The organism is Methylacidimicrobium cyclopophantes (assembly GCF_902143385.2).
GTDB classification, from domain to species: Bacteria; Verrucomicrobiota; Verrucomicrobiia; order Methylacidiphilales; family Methylacidiphilaceae; genus Methylacidimicrobium; species Methylacidimicrobium cyclopophantes.
This window is the reverse complement of record NZ_CABFUZ020000159.1, coordinates 1-13,917: the sequence shown is the minus strand read 5'-3', so window position 1 is coordinate 13,917 and position 13,917 is coordinate 1. Positions and strand designations below refer to the sequence as shown.

General features: G+C 63.8%; 13 protein-coding genes and 1 tRNA gene. 10 read left to right on the top strand and 4 right to left on the bottom strand.

All coding sequences use genetic code 11. The features are described from left to right. Positions 1-187 precede the first annotated feature (187 nt). Positions 188-739 carry a peroxiredoxin gene (locus tag FN369_RS07460; protein WP_178087742.1) on the top strand — a complete coding sequence of 184 codons (552 nt, stop codon included), beginning with the start codon at positions 188-190 and terminating at the stop codon, positions 737-739. After that, positions 712-2,268, top strand: coding sequence for a lipase maturation factor family protein (locus FN369_RS07455; RefSeq protein WP_142525547.1), 1,557 nt, complete (start codon positions 712-714; stop codon positions 2,266-2,268). The genes FN369_RS07460 and FN369_RS07455 overlap by 28 nt, the downstream gene beginning before the upstream one ends. A 178-nt stretch (positions 2,269-2,446) precedes the next feature. Here FN369_RS07455 and FN369_RS07450 read toward each other — a convergent pair whose 3' ends face one another. The 3 genes from FN369_RS07450 to FN369_RS07440 all read right to left on the bottom strand — a co-directional run bounded on the left by FN369_RS07450 (position 2,447) and on the right by FN369_RS07440 (position 4,308). After that, on the bottom strand, positions 2,447-2,746 hold the full coding sequence (locus FN369_RS07450; protein ID WP_142525546.1) for a hypothetical protein: 300 nt from the start codon (positions 2,744-2,746) through the stop codon (positions 2,447-2,449). Beyond that, positions 2,746-3,657, bottom strand: coding sequence for an outer membrane protein (locus FN369_RS07445; protein WP_246189612.1), 912 nt, complete (start codon positions 3,655-3,657; stop codon positions 2,746-2,748). Before FN369_RS07445 ends, FN369_RS07450 begins: the two co-directional genes overlap by 1 nt. A gap of 177 nt (positions 3,658-3,834) precedes the next feature. Then, on the bottom strand, positions 3,835-4,308 hold the full coding sequence (locus FN369_RS07440; protein ID WP_142525545.1) for an Hsp20/alpha crystallin family protein: 474 nt from the start codon (positions 4,306-4,308) through the stop codon (positions 3,835-3,837). A gap of 130 nt (positions 4,309-4,438) precedes the next feature. Between FN369_RS07440 and FN369_RS07435 the strand changes: the two genes are divergently transcribed. The 4 genes from FN369_RS07435 to FN369_RS07420 all read left to right on the top strand — a co-directional run bounded on the left by FN369_RS07435 (position 4,439) and on the right by FN369_RS07420 (position 7,383). Beyond that, a complete protein-coding gene (locus tag FN369_RS07435; RefSeq protein ID WP_142525544.1) occupies positions 4,439-5,089 on the top strand; it encodes a VTT domain-containing protein in 651 nt (216 codons plus the stop codon). Between the two features lie 42 nt (positions 5,090-5,131). Then, positions 5,132-6,202: a M42 family metallopeptidase gene (locus tag FN369_RS07430; protein ID WP_142525543.1), complete on the top strand. Its 1,071-nt coding sequence runs from the start codon at positions 5,132-5,134 to the stop codon at positions 6,200-6,202. 112 nt (positions 6,203-6,314) lie between these two features. After that, positions 6,315-6,701 carry a VOC family protein gene (locus tag FN369_RS07425; RefSeq protein ID WP_142525542.1) on the top strand — a complete coding sequence of 129 codons (387 nt, stop codon included), beginning with the start codon at positions 6,315-6,317 and terminating at the stop codon, positions 6,699-6,701. 13 nt (positions 6,702-6,714) lie between these two features. Beyond that, a complete protein-coding gene (locus FN369_RS07420; protein ID WP_246189611.1) occupies positions 6,715-7,383 on the top strand; it encodes a ribulose-phosphate 3-epimerase in 669 nt (222 codons plus the stop codon). Positions 7,384-7,386: 3 nt separating this feature from the next. Here FN369_RS07420 and FN369_RS07415 read toward each other — a convergent pair whose 3' ends face one another. After that, a complete protein-coding gene (locus FN369_RS07415; RefSeq protein WP_142525541.1) occupies positions 7,387-8,334 on the bottom strand; it encodes an HlyD family secretion protein in 948 nt (315 codons plus the stop codon). 119 nt (positions 8,335-8,453) lie between these two features. Between FN369_RS07415 and FN369_RS07410 the strand changes: the two genes are divergently transcribed. From FN369_RS07410 to FN369_RS07395, 4 genes are all read left to right on the top strand, one after another. Beyond that, a tRNA-Ser gene (locus FN369_RS07410) sits at positions 8,454-8,540 on the top strand. A 235-nt stretch (positions 8,541-8,775) separates the two neighbouring features. Continuing rightward, complete coding sequence (gene putA, locus FN369_RS07405; RefSeq protein ID WP_178087741.1) at positions 8,776-11,889, top strand: bifunctional proline dehydrogenase/L-glutamate gamma-semialdehyde dehydrogenase PutA; 3,114 nt, start codon at positions 8,776-8,778, stop codon at positions 11,887-11,889. Between the two features lie 190 nt (positions 11,890-12,079). Next, positions 12,080-12,781 (top strand): ABC transporter ATP-binding protein, encoded by a 702-nt coding sequence (locus tag FN369_RS07400; RefSeq protein WP_142525539.1) that lies wholly within the window; start codon positions 12,080-12,082, stop codon positions 12,779-12,781. An 18-nt stretch (positions 12,782-12,799) separates the two neighbouring features. Beyond that, a partial coding sequence (locus tag FN369_RS07395) for an ABC transporter permease (protein ID WP_142525538.1) occupies positions 12,800-13,917 on the top strand: 1,118 nt, incomplete at its 3' end.

Here is a 13,917-nt window from a genome sequence, read left to right as displayed (position 1 = left end):
GCGCCTCGGGATCGGCGGTCGCCCTGCCGCCGGGGAACTCGGCCAGAAGAGCGGAAACCCAATCTTTCATGTTAGTCCATCCGGCGCTTCCAGCGGGAGCAGAAAGCGGTTTTGACCTTCCCCGGATCCTTTCTCATACTGGCGATCCAAGGCCAGCATGATCCGGCCGTCGCTCCAAGACAAGCCTATGCGCAAAGCCCTCCCGGTCGGTTCGCGCGTCCCGGCGGCCCTTCTCCTCGATTCGGAAGGAAAGGAGATCGAGCTCGGCCAGAGCTTGGCCTCCGGCAAGACCCTGCTCTACTTCTATCCGCGCGCCCACACCCCCTTCTGCACCCGGGAGGCGTGCAATCTGCGGGATCATGGGGGAGAGCTCGATCGGCGGGGGATCCGGGTGATCGGAATCAGCGGCGATCCCCCGAAGCGCCTAGCATCCTTTCGCCTGCGACACGATCTACCCTTTCTCCTTCTTTCGGATCGAGGTGGTGTGGCGGCCCGGGCTTTCGGTCTTCCCGTCTTCCTCGGGCTCGTGGCGCGGGCTTCTTTTCTCATCGAAGATGGGATCATCGTCTGGAGAGATCTTCACCCTCGGGTCGATGCTCACGCGCAGGATCTCCTCCGCATGCTGGAAGCCCGCCGTCGCCTCCCTCGGCTTCCGGCCGAGGAGGCGCGGGAAGCGGGAGGAGAAAAGCTCCCCGACAGATCCTCCGGACAATGGCCTACCGACGGTTCCTCATCCTGACCCGGATTGCCTTTGGACCGAGGAATCGGACCTATCGATTGGCGATCTGGCTCTTTCTGCGCGGGCTCGCCGCCATCTATGCGGTCGCATTCCTCGCCCTGGCGATCCAACTGCCGGGACTTTTGGGATCGCGCGGCATCCTCCCGATCGCCGAGGTCCTGGTCGTAGGCAAGGCCCATTTCGGTTTTTCCCGCTACTTGCAAGCCCCTTCCATTTTTTGGTGGGTCGGCGCAAACGATCTTCTCCTGCAGGCGCTCGCATGGATGGGCGTCTTGCTCGCGGGAGTTCTCTTTTGTGACATCGCGCCCGCTTGGACCGCCTTTACGCTCTGGGGGCTCTATCTCTCCTTCGTCTCCCTCGGTCGGGATTTCTTTTTTTTCCAATGGGACAGCCTTCTCTTGGAAGCGGGGCTCCTGGCGGTCCTCGTTGCCCCCTGGCGATGGAGACCCGAATTCGGAACGGCCCCCTCTCCGCCGCCTCTGGCCCACTTTTGGCTCCAGTGGCTGCTCTTTCGCGTCCTCTTCCTCTCCGGCGTCGTCAAGCTGGCGAGCGGGGATCCGACCTGGCGTGCGCTCACAGCCCTCCAATACCACTACGAGACCCAGCCCCTTCCCTCGCCTCTCTCCTGGTTTTTCTTCCACCTTCCGCTCTGGTTTCACGAGCTTTCGACCTTGCTCGTCCTCGTCATCGAGCTGGTCGTCCCCTTCCTCTTTTTTACCGGCCGCCTCGGCCGCCTTTTGAGCTTCACCCTTTCGATCCTCTTGCAGCTCTTCATCCTGCTGACGGGAAACCATGCCTTCTACAACTGGCTCACCCTCCTCCTCTGCTTCTCCCTCCTCGATGATTCCCTCCTTGGTCGAGCCCTCCCCCGCCTTGCCCTCGGAACTCTCCCCTCCTCCCTTCTCCAGCGGCGGCTGAGTCCGATCCTCGCGGGGCTCCTCTTTCTTTTGAGTCTCCCCCTCTTTGCGGCCGTCCTGGGTGTCCGGCTTCCTCGGCCGGTGGGGATCGTTCTTGCCTCGATCAGCCCGTTTCGGAGCGTCAACGACTATGGCGCTTTCGCGGTCATGACGATCCGGCGTCCGGAAATCGTGATCGAAGGGAGCCGCGACGGGATCACCTGGCTCTCCTATTCCTTTCGTTGGAAACCCGGCGATCCCCGGAAGATGCCCGCGTTCGTGGCCCCCTACCAGCCGCGGCTCGACTGGCAGATGTGGTTTGCCGCCCTGAACGGGCCGGCGCGGACGCCCTGGTTTCCTCGGCTTGTTGTGCGCCTCCTGGAGGGAAGCCCCGATGTAATCGCCCTCTTCGCCTCCAATCCCTTTCCCGACTCTCCTCCGACCTATATCCGGGCGCTCGTTTACGACTATCGCTTCAGCTCGTGGGGGGAATTGCGGCGCACGGGTGCCTGGTGGGAGCGCTACCTCATTGGAGTCTATCTTCCTCCCAGCGCTTTGCGCAGACCGTCGCCCGAAGGGGAAACGGAGCGCTCCGCCGCACCGCGCGATCGCCCCCTCTCTCTGCTACCCTAGACCAGATTTCCCGCAGGCTTTCTTGCGCGGGCGGTCGGGCTTGCCCGCTTCGCCGGAGTGGGTTTCCCCGCAAGGCCCCGGATCTCCATAGATCGGTATCGCTCGGACGGAACGGAGCCCCCCTGCGCATCGAAGCCCGGTTGGAGCGCCTCGGATACGAAGTTGGGAGCGGCGCTGGCTAGGGCGTTCCCTTCGAATCGACCGGCCCCCGCGTTTTCCTCGCTACGCGGCGAGAGGAGCGCTTCGGTTTCGAGGGTCGGGAGAGATCGGAAGAGGCCCGGACATAGGGCGATTTCGGGCTGTAGACAAGGTCGGTCGCAGCGACGCAATAGGGGTTGCCGTGGGGATCCGTCGGACCGTAGGGGAATTTCGGAAAGGTCGGCTCAAACTCCCCGCCCGCCCAGGCGCTGGAGACAAAGGAGATTCCGATCCAGCCGGCGATCCAGACGAAGCCTTTGGAAGAGAAGCGCGTTTGCATCAAAACTTGTAGCGAAGTCCGGCGAGCACGAGGTTGGCGGTGAACTGGTCGAAGTGTTGGCTCACCGTTTGGTTGGGACCGAAGACCGCTGGATTGCCGTTGAAGCTGAAGTTTGTCCCGGTCAACAGGAGAAAGCGGTATTCGACGAAGATCGACCAGCGTTTGCCGATCCACCGGTCGATTCCCGCGATTCCTTGCGCGGCGAATGCTCCCGAATCGCTGGTGATCCCCGCACCGAGCAGGTTCTGGCCGGCGAAGGGCCCGCCTGCGGGCACGGCCGAAGCGCTCGAATTGCTGATATAGGCACCTCCGACGCCGACGCCGAAGTGGACCATCAAGAGCGGGGTGTATAGGTTGAGAAGTCCGTCGACCGTAATGACGCCGGCGTTGAAGTTCTCGTTATTGGTAATCGTTCCCGGGAGTCCCGGCACGCCAACGCCGTAGGAGGAGGAAGCGTTGGTCAGCCCCAAGTAGAAGGCATCGAGCTGGACGGCGGGTCTCCAGTAGAAGTCCCAGCTATCCCCGATCTTATTGCCCGCGAACTCATAGCCGAGCAGAAGACCGCCGACTCCGTTCACGATCCCACCCCTTTCCGTAAAAGGGGAGAGGCCGATCGGCGCAGGATAGGCGGAATATCCGTACTCCGGGTTCGAAAACGCCCCACCGCCGAAGATCCCGGCGTAGAGACCCGATTTGACCGTGAAGGGATTTTGGACGGGTGGGGCTTCCTTGCCACCCTTCTCCGAGCTCGACCCGCTCGCGCTTCCGTCGTCCATGTCCACCCCGGCGAGCGCCGGGCTTTGGAGAGCTTCTTCGGCGAGATTGGAACCGCCGGCGCCGGGCGGCGCGCCGTGGGCCGACGCAGCGACAAGGACACCAAGAAACACTCCAGCCAGCAGCCCCTTTTGCAACTCCTCCTCCTTCCGATTTTTCGCTGTAAGCGTTAGAGAATGAGGCTTTTTTGCCCCCCGGACGCTCCCTCTGTCAATGGAATTTCCCGCACCACCCCTACAGTTCGCTCCTTCCGTGGCCGTGGAACGAAAAGGCCCTTCCTCAGGGAAGGGCCTTTCTCCCGAACCGCAGAGCCTTCAGCCTTTGACTTCAATCGTCTTGGGCTTCGCATGCTCCCCCTTCGGGAGATGCACCTGGAGGATCCCATCCTTGAACTGTGCGTCGATCTTGTCGGCGACCACGTCCTCGGGAATCACGAACGACCGGGAAAAGGAGCCGTAGGCCCGCTCGACCCGGTGATACTTCTTGTTCTTTTCCTCCTTTTCCAGCTTCCTTTCGCCGGATATGGTGAGGACACCCGACTCCATGGACACCTTCACCTCTTCCCGCTTCATGCCCGGAAGCTCGATCTTCACCAGGTACTCCTTGTCGTCCTCCGTAATGTCGGCCACGGGCCGCCATTCGGCCAACTCCAAGCGCTCGCTGGGTGCTTCCAGGAATTCGAGCGGCCGCTCCCAAAGAGAGGCGAACCGCTTCCGCATCTCCTCCAACTCGCGGAAAGGATCCCAGACACCTAAACCTGCCGGACTTCTTCGTACCAAGCCATTCATTGCCTACTCCTTTCGTTTGAGTTTCCTCCGTCGGCCGCTTCGGTACATTCCGCGAAGCAGCCGAATCGTACTGACAAGTTGAAGCAATTGATACAAAATGTCAAGGTAAGACCGGAGAGCCGAAAAGAGGATGGACTGGTATGCGACATTGGCCGCGTGGGAAGATCTTCTCCGCTCGGTCGTGAAAGAGCATGGATTCTGGGCCTACCCGCTGCTCTTTGGGATCGTCTTTTGCGAGACGGGTTTGGTGGTCACCCCCTTCCTCCCGGGAGATAGCCTTCTCTTCCTTTTGGGAGCGTTCGCCGGTCAAGGTTGGCTCCACCTGCCTACCCTGCTCCTCGGTCTCATCCTCGCCGCCGTTCTCGGGGATAGCATGAACTACTGGATCGGCTTGCGAGCCGGCCCCGCGATCTTCCACGATCCCCATGCCCGCTGGCTCAATCGGCGTCAGCTGATTCGCGCCCGAGCCCTCTGCCGGCGTTACGGTGCACGGGCGATCGTGATCGCTCGTTTCATCCCGGTCCTTCGGACCTTTGCCCCGTTCGTCGCCGGCGTGGGCACGATGTCGTATCCCCGCTTTTTCTTTTGGAATGCGGCCGGTGGGATCTCTTGGGTAGCCCTCTTTCTCCTGGCAGGCTTTTTCCTGGGCGGCGCGCCGGCGGTCCAGCGACATCTCCACCTTCTGCTCCTGCTGATCATCGTCGTCTCGCTCCTTCCGGTAGGCCGGGAGATCCTGGCCGCGCGGATGTCCGGCAAGGCGAGGCCGACGGCCGGCAAGTAGTCGGTTGCGGGAAAAGGAAACTTTCGCTACGGTGTCTCGCCTGTGCAAACCGAACAGTTGGATTTCTTACGGAAATTGATAGAAACCCCCAGCCCCTCGAGCGGGGAGAGTGTCGCACAACGTGCTTGGCTCGACTATGTCAAGAGCTACGCCGACCGGGTCGAGACCGATGCATATGGCAACGCGCTTGCGCTGCTCCATCCGGAAGGATCTCCGAAGATCCTCCTGGCCGCCCATATCGACGAGATCGGCTTCCAGGTGCAATATGTGGATGAGCGCGGATTTATCTACTTTACCACCGTGGGGGGCTCGGATCCGTTGCTCGCTCGAGGCCAGCGGGTACGGATCCATCATGAGGGCAGAGCGGTCTTGGGAGTGATCGGCTCGCTCGCGATCCATCTCCAGGACCGGGAAGGAAAACAAGATCCCCCTAAGTGGCATGAGCTCTTCATCGATATCGGCGCCCAAAGTCAACAGGAAGCTCTGGAGCGCATCTCGATCGGCGATCTTATCACCTACGATTCGGGTTTTGCTCCGCTCCACGAGGAGCTCTGGGTCGGCAGGGCCTGCGACGACCGTGTCGGAGCCTTCGTGGTGGCGGAGGCCTTGCGCAGAATCTCGGCCCGGCGGGAGGGATTGCAAGCCTGCGTCATTGCGGCCTCGACCATTCAGGAAGAAAACGGCCTTTTCGGGGCTTCCATGGTCGGCTACTCGGCCCATCCCGACGCCGCCGTCGTGGTCGATGTCGGCCATGCAACCGACATTCCGATCGCGGACAAGAAGCGCCACGGCGATGTGCAGCTCGGCAAGGGGCCGATCTTAAGCCGCGGAAGCGTCAACCACCCCCTGTTGGTCCGCCGGCTGGCGGAGGTGGCTCGGAAACACCGGATCCCCTACCAGCAGGGAATCGATCCTCGCCGATCGGGTACCGACGCGGATGCCATCTTTTTGCAGCGCGGAGGCATTCCCACGGTCGCCCTCGGGATTCCCAACCGATACATGCACAGCCCCGTCGAGGTCGTCCACCTCCAGGACTTGGAAACCTTGGCCGAATGGCTGAGTCTTTTCGTAGGAGATCTCCAGGAGCACGAAAGCTTCCGGTACCAGTGGTAGGCATGGGAAAATCGCGACTTCCCTTGGTTTTCCCCGGTCCCGGCGACCGGCGCCCGGAGAGACTCTTTTCGGAAGCGACTCTCGATTTTCCGGGAGATACGGGAGAACTGCGATGAAGGTCCGCCGATTCCTCCATACGCGTTATCGGGTGAACGACCTCGAAAAGGCCGTCGCCTTTTTCACCGATCTGCTCGGGCTGGAGGAGGTGAGCCGCTCGACCTCGCCTCGAGGCTCTACCCTGGTCTTTTTGAAAGCAGCGGAGAGCGAGGAGCTTCTGGAAATTTGCCACTATCCCGCCTCGGGACCGGTGGCCGTTCCACCCGATCTGACCCATTTGGCCTTCGAGGTAGAGGATCTGGAGGCCTTCGGCCGTCAGGCCGCCGAAAAAGGGTATCCCTTTTCCGACGGACCTACGACGAGCCGCTCGGGGACGCGCTTTGCGTTCCTCGACGGTCCGGAAGGCTACGAAATCGAATTGATCGAGCGAAAAACGCGGTAGGAATCCTTTCCGCATGAGGTCCATACGGTTTGCCGCGGCGGTCGGGGCAAAGCCCTGTCAGGTAGAGAGCGAGGTGCGCACGCTCGAGGCGGCCGGAATCGATCTGCTCCACGTGGAGGTGATGGATGGCCATTTCGTTCCCAATTTCGGCGGAGGGCCCGACTTCGTCGCCGCGCTGCGCACTATCACCGAGCTCCCCATCGAGGTCCACCTCCGGATCGAGCAGCCCGACCGCTACGTTCGCGCCTTTATCGAAGCCGGAGCGGATATCGTGACGGTTCATTTGGAGGCACGCCACGACGTGCGCAAGACGATCGAGCTCATTCGGTCGATGGGATGCCGCTGTGGGCTGGCGCTCAACCCCCTCACCCTTTTGGAAAAATCCCTCCGGCATCTCCCGCGCGTGCATTTTCTGCTCTGCCTCACCGCCAATCCCGGCTCCTGGCAGCCGCTCTTGCCGGAGACGCTCCGGAAGGTGGCGGAGGCAAAGGCCTACCGGGAGGCGGCCAACCTCGCCTATGAAATCGTCGCGGAAGGCGGAGTGACGCGGGAGAGTCTCGCTTCGGTTGTCGTGCATGGTGCCGACCGAGTCGTTCTCGATAGTCGGCTCCTCGGCGGAGCAGAGGACGATCCGCTGCGCGAGCTGCGCGCCGCCGCCGAAGAAGCCAATATGGGCGGATAGCCCTTACTTTCGCGGCGCTGGCCGGAGCCCGAACGGAACGAAGACAAAAACGGCGACGGCGGCTCCGATCCCCAGGATGAGCGCCCAGGTGGAGGCCGACTCTGCGGCGCCGGTGGGGATCCGGACGGCGGCGGTCATCCAGGGGCCGAGTTCTCCAGTGGCGGAGAGCGGTTCGTCGAAGAGGATCTTGATCGGAATGCGCTGCTCCGGTTTCACATAGTTGAGTCGCATGTCGAGTGGGGGATAGAGACTGAGGGCGGACTTGGTGCCGCGCTGGATGCTCTCGACATGTCCATGGTAGAGACGGCCGGGCTGCGCCCAGAGGCGGATTTCGGCGGGCATCCCGGGGTGGATATGGCCGAGATCCCTTTCCCGGAAGTTGGCATTGACCCAGACTCCCTCCGGAACGATCGAGAAGAGGAACTGACCGGAGGCGACGTAACTACCCTGGTCGACCCGGCGTCCCGAAATCTTGCCCGAAACCGGGGCCCGAATCTCGCTTGCGCCGAGGCTGAGCTTTTCTAGGCGGAGGGCCGCTTCGGTCGTGGCCGTTACCGCGACCGCCGTGTCTAGGTTGAGTTCAGGAGTGGCATGCGCGATGACGAGCCGATGCATCCGAAACCATTCGGTTCCGGCAAAAAGCCGAACCGCGTCGGCTACGGCGACCCGAGCCTGGTAATCCCTGGGGTCGATGAGCCCCAAAAGCTGGCCTTGGCTCACCCGCGTGTTGTCGTCGATCAGGAGCCTTTCGAGATATCCGGAAACCTTCGGCGAGATCCGCACCACATGGGCGCTCAGGAATGCATCCTCGGTGGAGGCAAAGCTTCCTCGCCCCTCTTCCACGACAGACACGGCCCAATAGACCAGCAAGCCCGCCAGAAGGCTTCCGGCGATCCGCGCCCAAACGCGCCTTCGGCTCCGACTCCCCTTGCCCGAATCTTCTCCTTCCATTCCAGCTTTTCCGAGGCAGCCTCAGGCTTGCAGCGGGAAGCGGGCTCGTCAAGCGGGAAGCCCTCCTCTCTGCCGCCTTGACAATGGCGGAAGCCGGGAGCAGAAGTGAGCTAACCTTGGGAGCTGTGCCTGAGTGGCCGAAAGGGACGGTTTGCTAAACCGTTGTACCCGAAAGGGTACCGAGGGTTCGAATCCCTCCGGCTCCGCTCCTCGGCTCCCTAGCGGGAGACTCCCGCTTCCCCCGATCCGATAGAGCCTCGAGAGGCTCCCGATCCTTTTGCGGAAAGCGGCCGAGGCCGGACAAGCCGAGAAGAGATCCCAAAAGGGGAGAGCCGCCAGCCGATCTCCTCGGACCCCTGGAGAAGGGAGCAGTGCCTTTCCCCTGCGAGGCTCGGCGGTGTAGAAGAAGAGGAATCTTGAGGCCTTGGAAGGATGGGGAGGATGGAAGGCAAGGAGCTTCGCGGGGGATGGAGAGAGGAAGGGATGGAGCGGCTGCGCGCCGCCCACTTCGAGGAGGACGGGCGGTGCCGGGAGGAGCTCTCGGCTCGGCTCGCTCCAACGGAGGAGCTCGACCGGGGGATCCGCGAAAAGACCGACTGGCTTGTCGAGAGAATGCGGGAGCGGGAGCGGCCGCGATGGGTCGATCGGATCCTCACCCGCTATCCTCTTGCCCAAAAGGAGGGGCGGCTCCTCTTGCAGCTGGCCGAAGCCCTGCCCCGCATTCCCGATGATTCTACGGCGGAAGCACTGCTGCTCGAGAAGCTGCTCGAAGGAGAGTGGCGGTCGGGGAAGGGGGGAGCGGAAGAGGGAATCGGGAGATTCGCGTCTTGGGGACTCACCGGTCTTCGGGCTCTGGCTCGCTGGGAGAGAAGCCGCTCCCTGCCCGGTTGGCTTCGCCGGGGGCTCCGGATGGCCGTGCGGGAATCGGTTCGCAAAGTCGTCTCCGAGATCGTCGCCCGATTCATCCTTGCGGAAGATCTCCAGGGAGGAGCCCGACGGATCTCCTCCCTCCGTGCCGAGGGATACCGCTTTTGCTGGGATATGCTCGGGGAGGCGGCCCGGACGAGACGGGTGGCGCAAGAGGCTTTGGATCGCTACCACCAAGCGATCGCCTTTTTCGGCGGGGAGGGAGCCCGAGGAAACGAGCCTCCCGAGCTCTCGCTCAAGCTTTCGGCACTCCATCCGCGCTGGGAAGCGCTCCAGGAGGAGCTGGTCGCAGACGAGCTCTACGCCGCCGTCTTGGGACTCTGCCGCGAGGCGAGAAGGGTGGGGATCCGACTCGTCTTCGACGCGGAGGAGTCCCTGCGCTTTTGGCCCCTTCTCCACCTCTTCCTGCGTCTGCTCGAGGAGCCGGAGCTCTCCGGCGAAAGCGGTCTGGGCATCGTCGTTCAGGCCTACCAGAAGCGCGCTTTGGCGGCGGTCGAGCTTCTCTTGGAAGCGGCGGAGGCGACGGAAAGGCGATTTGCCGTGCGGCTGGTCAAAGGCGCCTACTGGGATGCGGAGATCCGGCGGGCGCAGGCGCTGGGCCTTCCCTCCTATCCCGTTTTTACAAGAAAGGGGCTCACCGAGCTCTCCTATCTGGCTTGCGCGAAGCGACTGCTCGAGGGCTCTCGGCGGGTCTTCCCGCAATTCGCGACCCACAACCCCTCCACCGTAGGGGCTCTTCTCACCCTCGCGGAAGCAGAGAAGGAGGGATGGGAGTTTCAACGCCTCTACGGAGTGGCCGAGTCGCTCTTTTCGGTGCTGCGGGAGAACGGCCTGCCGGTTCGCCTCTACATTCCCTTCGGATCCCGGACGGAGCTCTTCGGCTATCTCGCTCGGCGGCTGCTCGAAAATGGCGTCGGTCAAGCGGGCTTTCTCCCGGTCGGCGAGAGGAAGGTCCCCCCATTTTCCCCAAGCCGGGCGGCGCGGCTCCATCCGCCCGGCCATCCGAAGATTCCCCGACCGACCGAGCTTTCCGGGCCCGCCTGGAAGCGGGCCGAAGGATTCGACTGGGGAGAGCCCGCAGCCAGACGACGACTCTTGGGAGAGGTCGAAGCCGCAGGGGGCCTTGCGCAGGCCCATCCGCTGGTGGCGGGAAGAGCCGCTTCGCTCAAGGAAGAGGCGGTGTTCGCTCCGGCCGATCCGACGCGGCGGGTGGGAACGGTCTCTTGGGCCGGGGAAAAGCAGGTCGAAGAAGCGCTCCGGATCGGCTCCGAGCGGGCTCGGGAGTGGGAGCGGGTCCCGGTCGAGGAGCGGGCGAAGGCGCTCGAAACGCTCGGCGACCGACTCTGGCACCATCGCGCCCGGCTGCTCTTCCTCCTGCGGGAAGAAGCGGGAAAGACACTCCCCGATGGCTGGACCGAGCTCCAAGAGGCGATCGATTTTTGTCGTTACTACGCGGTGGAGGCGAGACGGCTCTTCGGCGGCCTGCGACCGTTGCCGGGCCCGAGCGGGGAGCGCAACCAGATCGGGTGGCGGGGCCGAGGGCTCTTCGCCTGCATCAGCCCTTGGAACTTCCCCTTGTCGATCTTTTTGGGGCAGATCGTCGCGGCGCTGGCGGCGGGGAACGCGGTGGTCGCCAAGCCGGCCGAGCAGACCCCGCTCGTCGCAGCCGAGGTGCTCCGTCTGGCGCTCGGCGCCGGGATCCCCCCGGAAGTGCTCCATCTTTTGCCCGGCGCTGGGGCTGTCGGGGAAGCCCTCGTCCGCGATCCGCGCCTCTCCGGGGTCGCGTTTACCGGGTCGGGAGCGGTTGCCTCCCGGATCGCCCAGCTTTTGGCGAGCCGAGGGGGAGCGTTGGCTCCGTTGATCGCCGAGACCGGAGGGGTCAATGTGATGGTGGTCGATGCGACCGCCGCGGCCGAGCAGGCCGTCGACGATATCTTGGTTTCGGCGTTTCGGAGCAGCGGCCAGCGCTGCTCTTCCCTCCGCCTCCTGCTGGTGCAAGAGGAAGCGGCACCCCGCCTGCTCGACCTGCTCGCCGGGGCGATCGAGGAGCTCGTCGTCGGCGATCCGCGAGATCTGTCGACCGATGTGGGCCCCGTGATCGAGCGGGGGGCGCAGCTCGAGCTCGAGAAGGAGGCTTGGCGGCTCGCGCGGGCGGGCAAGCTCCTGGCCAAGGCTTCCCTCGCCTCGACCGCTTCGCCCGGGGGCTACTACTTCTGCCCGCAGCTGGTGGAAATCCCTTCCCCCGCTCTGGTTGATCGCGAGATTTTCGGCCCGATTCTTCCGGTGGTCCGCTTCCGCATCGAGGAGTTGGAGGCGATCCTCGACTCGATTGCCCGCAGGGGCTTCGGGCTGACGATGGGCCTGGAGACGCGGCTTTCCGAGCGGATCCGCATGGTTCGGGAACGGGCGCGCGTCGGTAACCTCTACGTCAACCGGCCGATGATCGGGGCGGCGGTCGAGTTTCAGCCCTTTGGAGGAGAGGGCCTATCCGGTACCGGACCCAAGTCGGGTGGTCCTCGTTACCTCGAGGCGTTTGGAGTCGAAAGGGTCTCTTCCGAAAACGTCGCGGTGAGCGGTGACCCCGATCTCCTCCTCCTCTCCGAGGAAGAGGAGGGAGCTCCCTCCTAAGCCTCGAGCCTCCTTTCCCAGGGCTCCGGCTTCCTCGAGGCGACCTCGCGGCGGGAAATTGGCTGTAAACGCCAAGCGCTCTTGGCTACGCTCTCGGAGCGATGGCCGCCTTCTTTTCCGCTTCTCACTCTCTCTGGGGCGATTCGGTCAACGGACGGATCCGACCGTCGTCTCCGCTTCGGGCATTGCGATGAGACGAGTGGTCGCCCTTCTCGATCGGGTATCGAAGCAGTACGGCTCCGGAGAGAATGCCACCTGGGCGCTCCGCTCGGTCTGCCTGGAGATCGAGCAAGGGGAGTTCGTCGCGCTGGTAGGTCCGAGCGGCTGCGGCAAGAGCTCGCTTCTGCACCTCCTGGCCGGGATCGACCGGCCGAGCCAAGGACGGGTGGTGGTCCTGGGGCAATCGCTCGGGGAGCTCGAGGAGCGGAAGCTCACCGAGCTGCGCTTGGGGAGAATCGGGATCGTCTTCCAGTTTTTCAACCTGCTGCCGACCTTGACCGCCGAGGAGAATGTCGAGCTCCCGGGGCTCCTCCGAGGCATGGCCCCAAAGGAAGCGCGGCAGAGGGCTCGCGCGCTCTTGGAAGAGGTGGGGCTCTCTCACCGGGGCCGCCACCGTCCCGAGCAGATGTCGGGAGGAGAGATGCAGCGGGTGGCGGTCGCGCGGGCCTTGCTCCTGGAGCCGGCGTTGGTCTTGGCGGATGAGCCGACGGGGAACCTCGATTCCGAGGCGAGCCAGACCGTCATCGAGCTCTTTCGGGATCTCGGGCGGCGCCATGGAGCCACACTCGTGCTCGCCACCCATAGTCAGGAAGTGGCCGCAGCGAGCTCCCGCATCGTGCGGATGCGGGATGGGCAGATCCTTGGAGAAGAGCCGGTGGGCCGCAAGCCGTAGTCGATCCTTCGCGTCTTCATGGTAGTCCTCTTCCTACGCCACTGTGGGCGTCAGCTCCTCCGCCATCCGGCCATGTCGGCCGTCATGGTCCTTTCGGTTGCGCTCGGCGTCGGCCTCTTCATCGGCGTCCTCGTCCTCAACCGGAGCGCCCTATCCGCTTTCCGCGCCTCGGTCGACGCCACGGCGGGCAAGGCGAATCTCGAGGTGTCGGGAAACGGCGTGCTGCTGGACGAGGAGATCCTCCGGACCGTCCGGAGCACCGCGGGGATCGCGGCGGCTACCCCGCTGGTCGAGCAGGTCTGCCTGATCACCGATCACCCCGGGGAGTATCTCCAACTCGAAGGGATCGACCTCTTTTCCAACGTCCCCTTCCGGGCCTTTACTCTCGAGGCGGGAGGAAGCGCCGAGGGCGACCTGCTCGACTTCTTCCGGGATCCACGGGCGATCGCCCTCACCGCGACCCTCGCCCGGAAATTGGGACTGCGGCTCGGCGATCGGATCACCGTCCGGACGGAGACCGGTCCCGCCACCTACATCCTGCGCTACCTTGTCGAGTTCCGAGGCAAAGCGGTTGGAGCCGATGAACACCTAGCGCTCCTCGACATCGCAAGCGCCCAGGAGAGCTTCGGAAGAGTAGGAAAGCTTTCGAGGATCAGCTGCTTGCTCGCGGAGGGAGCGGATCCCGCAGAGGTCGTTTCTCGGCTCCGGGAGCGGCTGCCCCCCTCGGTGCTCATCCAGACTCCCGAGGCGCGGAGCCGGCGCGTGGAAAAGATGCTCGGCGCTTTCGAGCTCAACCTCACCGCGCTCTCCCTGGTCTCTCTCTTTGTGGCGATGTACATGATCTACAATGCGGTCGAGGCTTCGGTCGTCCGCCGCCGGGGGGAGATCGGCCTCTTGCGGAGCCTCGGCCTTCAGCGCTCCGGGGTCCAGATCCTCTTCCTCGGAGAAGCGCTTCTGGTCGGGGGCATCGGAGTCCTTCTGGGTCTGCCGCTCGGCCTGCTTTTGGCGCGGAGCCTCCTCGGAGTGATTTCCGAGAGCGTCACCGCGATCTATGCGCTCCTCCACATCGAGCGGATCTCGGTCTCGACCGGAGCGATCGGGATCGCCGCCTGCGCCGGCATCGCGGCGGTGGCGGC

What these genes read in the sequence shown, in the direction of transcription:
- FN369_RS07460 (WP_178087742.1), top strand. Translation starts at nt 188, where the DNA reads ATGCGCAAAGCCCTCCCGGTCGGTTCGCGCGTCCCGGCGGCCCTTCTC.
- FN369_RS07455 (WP_142525547.1), top strand. Translation starts at nt 712, where the DNA reads ATGGCCTACCGACGGTTCCTCATCCTGACCCGGATTGCCTTTGGACCG.
- FN369_RS07450 (WP_142525546.1), bottom strand. Translation starts at nt 2,746, where the DNA reads ATGCAAACGCGCTTCTCTTCCAAAGGCTTCGTCTGGATCGCCGGCTGG.
- FN369_RS07440 (WP_142525545.1), bottom strand. Translation starts at nt 4,308, where the DNA reads ATGAATGGCTTGGTACGAAGAAGTCCGGCAGGTTTAGGTGTCTGGGAT.
- FN369_RS07435 (WP_142525544.1), top strand. Translation starts at nt 4,439, where the DNA reads ATGGACTGGTATGCGACATTGGCCGCGTGGGAAGATCTTCTCCGCTCG.
- FN369_RS07425 (WP_142525542.1), top strand. Translation starts at nt 6,315, where the DNA reads ATGAAGGTCCGCCGATTCCTCCATACGCGTTATCGGGTGAACGACCTC.
- FN369_RS07420 (WP_246189611.1), top strand. Translation starts at nt 6,715, where the DNA reads ATGAGGTCCATACGGTTTGCCGCGGCGGTCGGGGCAAAGCCCTGTCAG.
- FN369_RS07415 (WP_142525541.1), bottom strand. Translation starts at nt 8,334, where the DNA reads ATGGAAGGAGAAGATTCGGGCAAGGGGAGTCGGAGCCGAAGGCGCGTT.
- putA (WP_178087741.1), top strand. Translation starts at nt 8,776, where the DNA reads ATGGAAGGCAAGGAGCTTCGCGGGGGATGGAGAGAGGAAGGGATGGAG.
- FN369_RS07400 (WP_142525539.1), top strand. Translation starts at nt 12,080, where the DNA reads ATGAGACGAGTGGTCGCCCTTCTCGATCGGGTATCGAAGCAGTACGGC.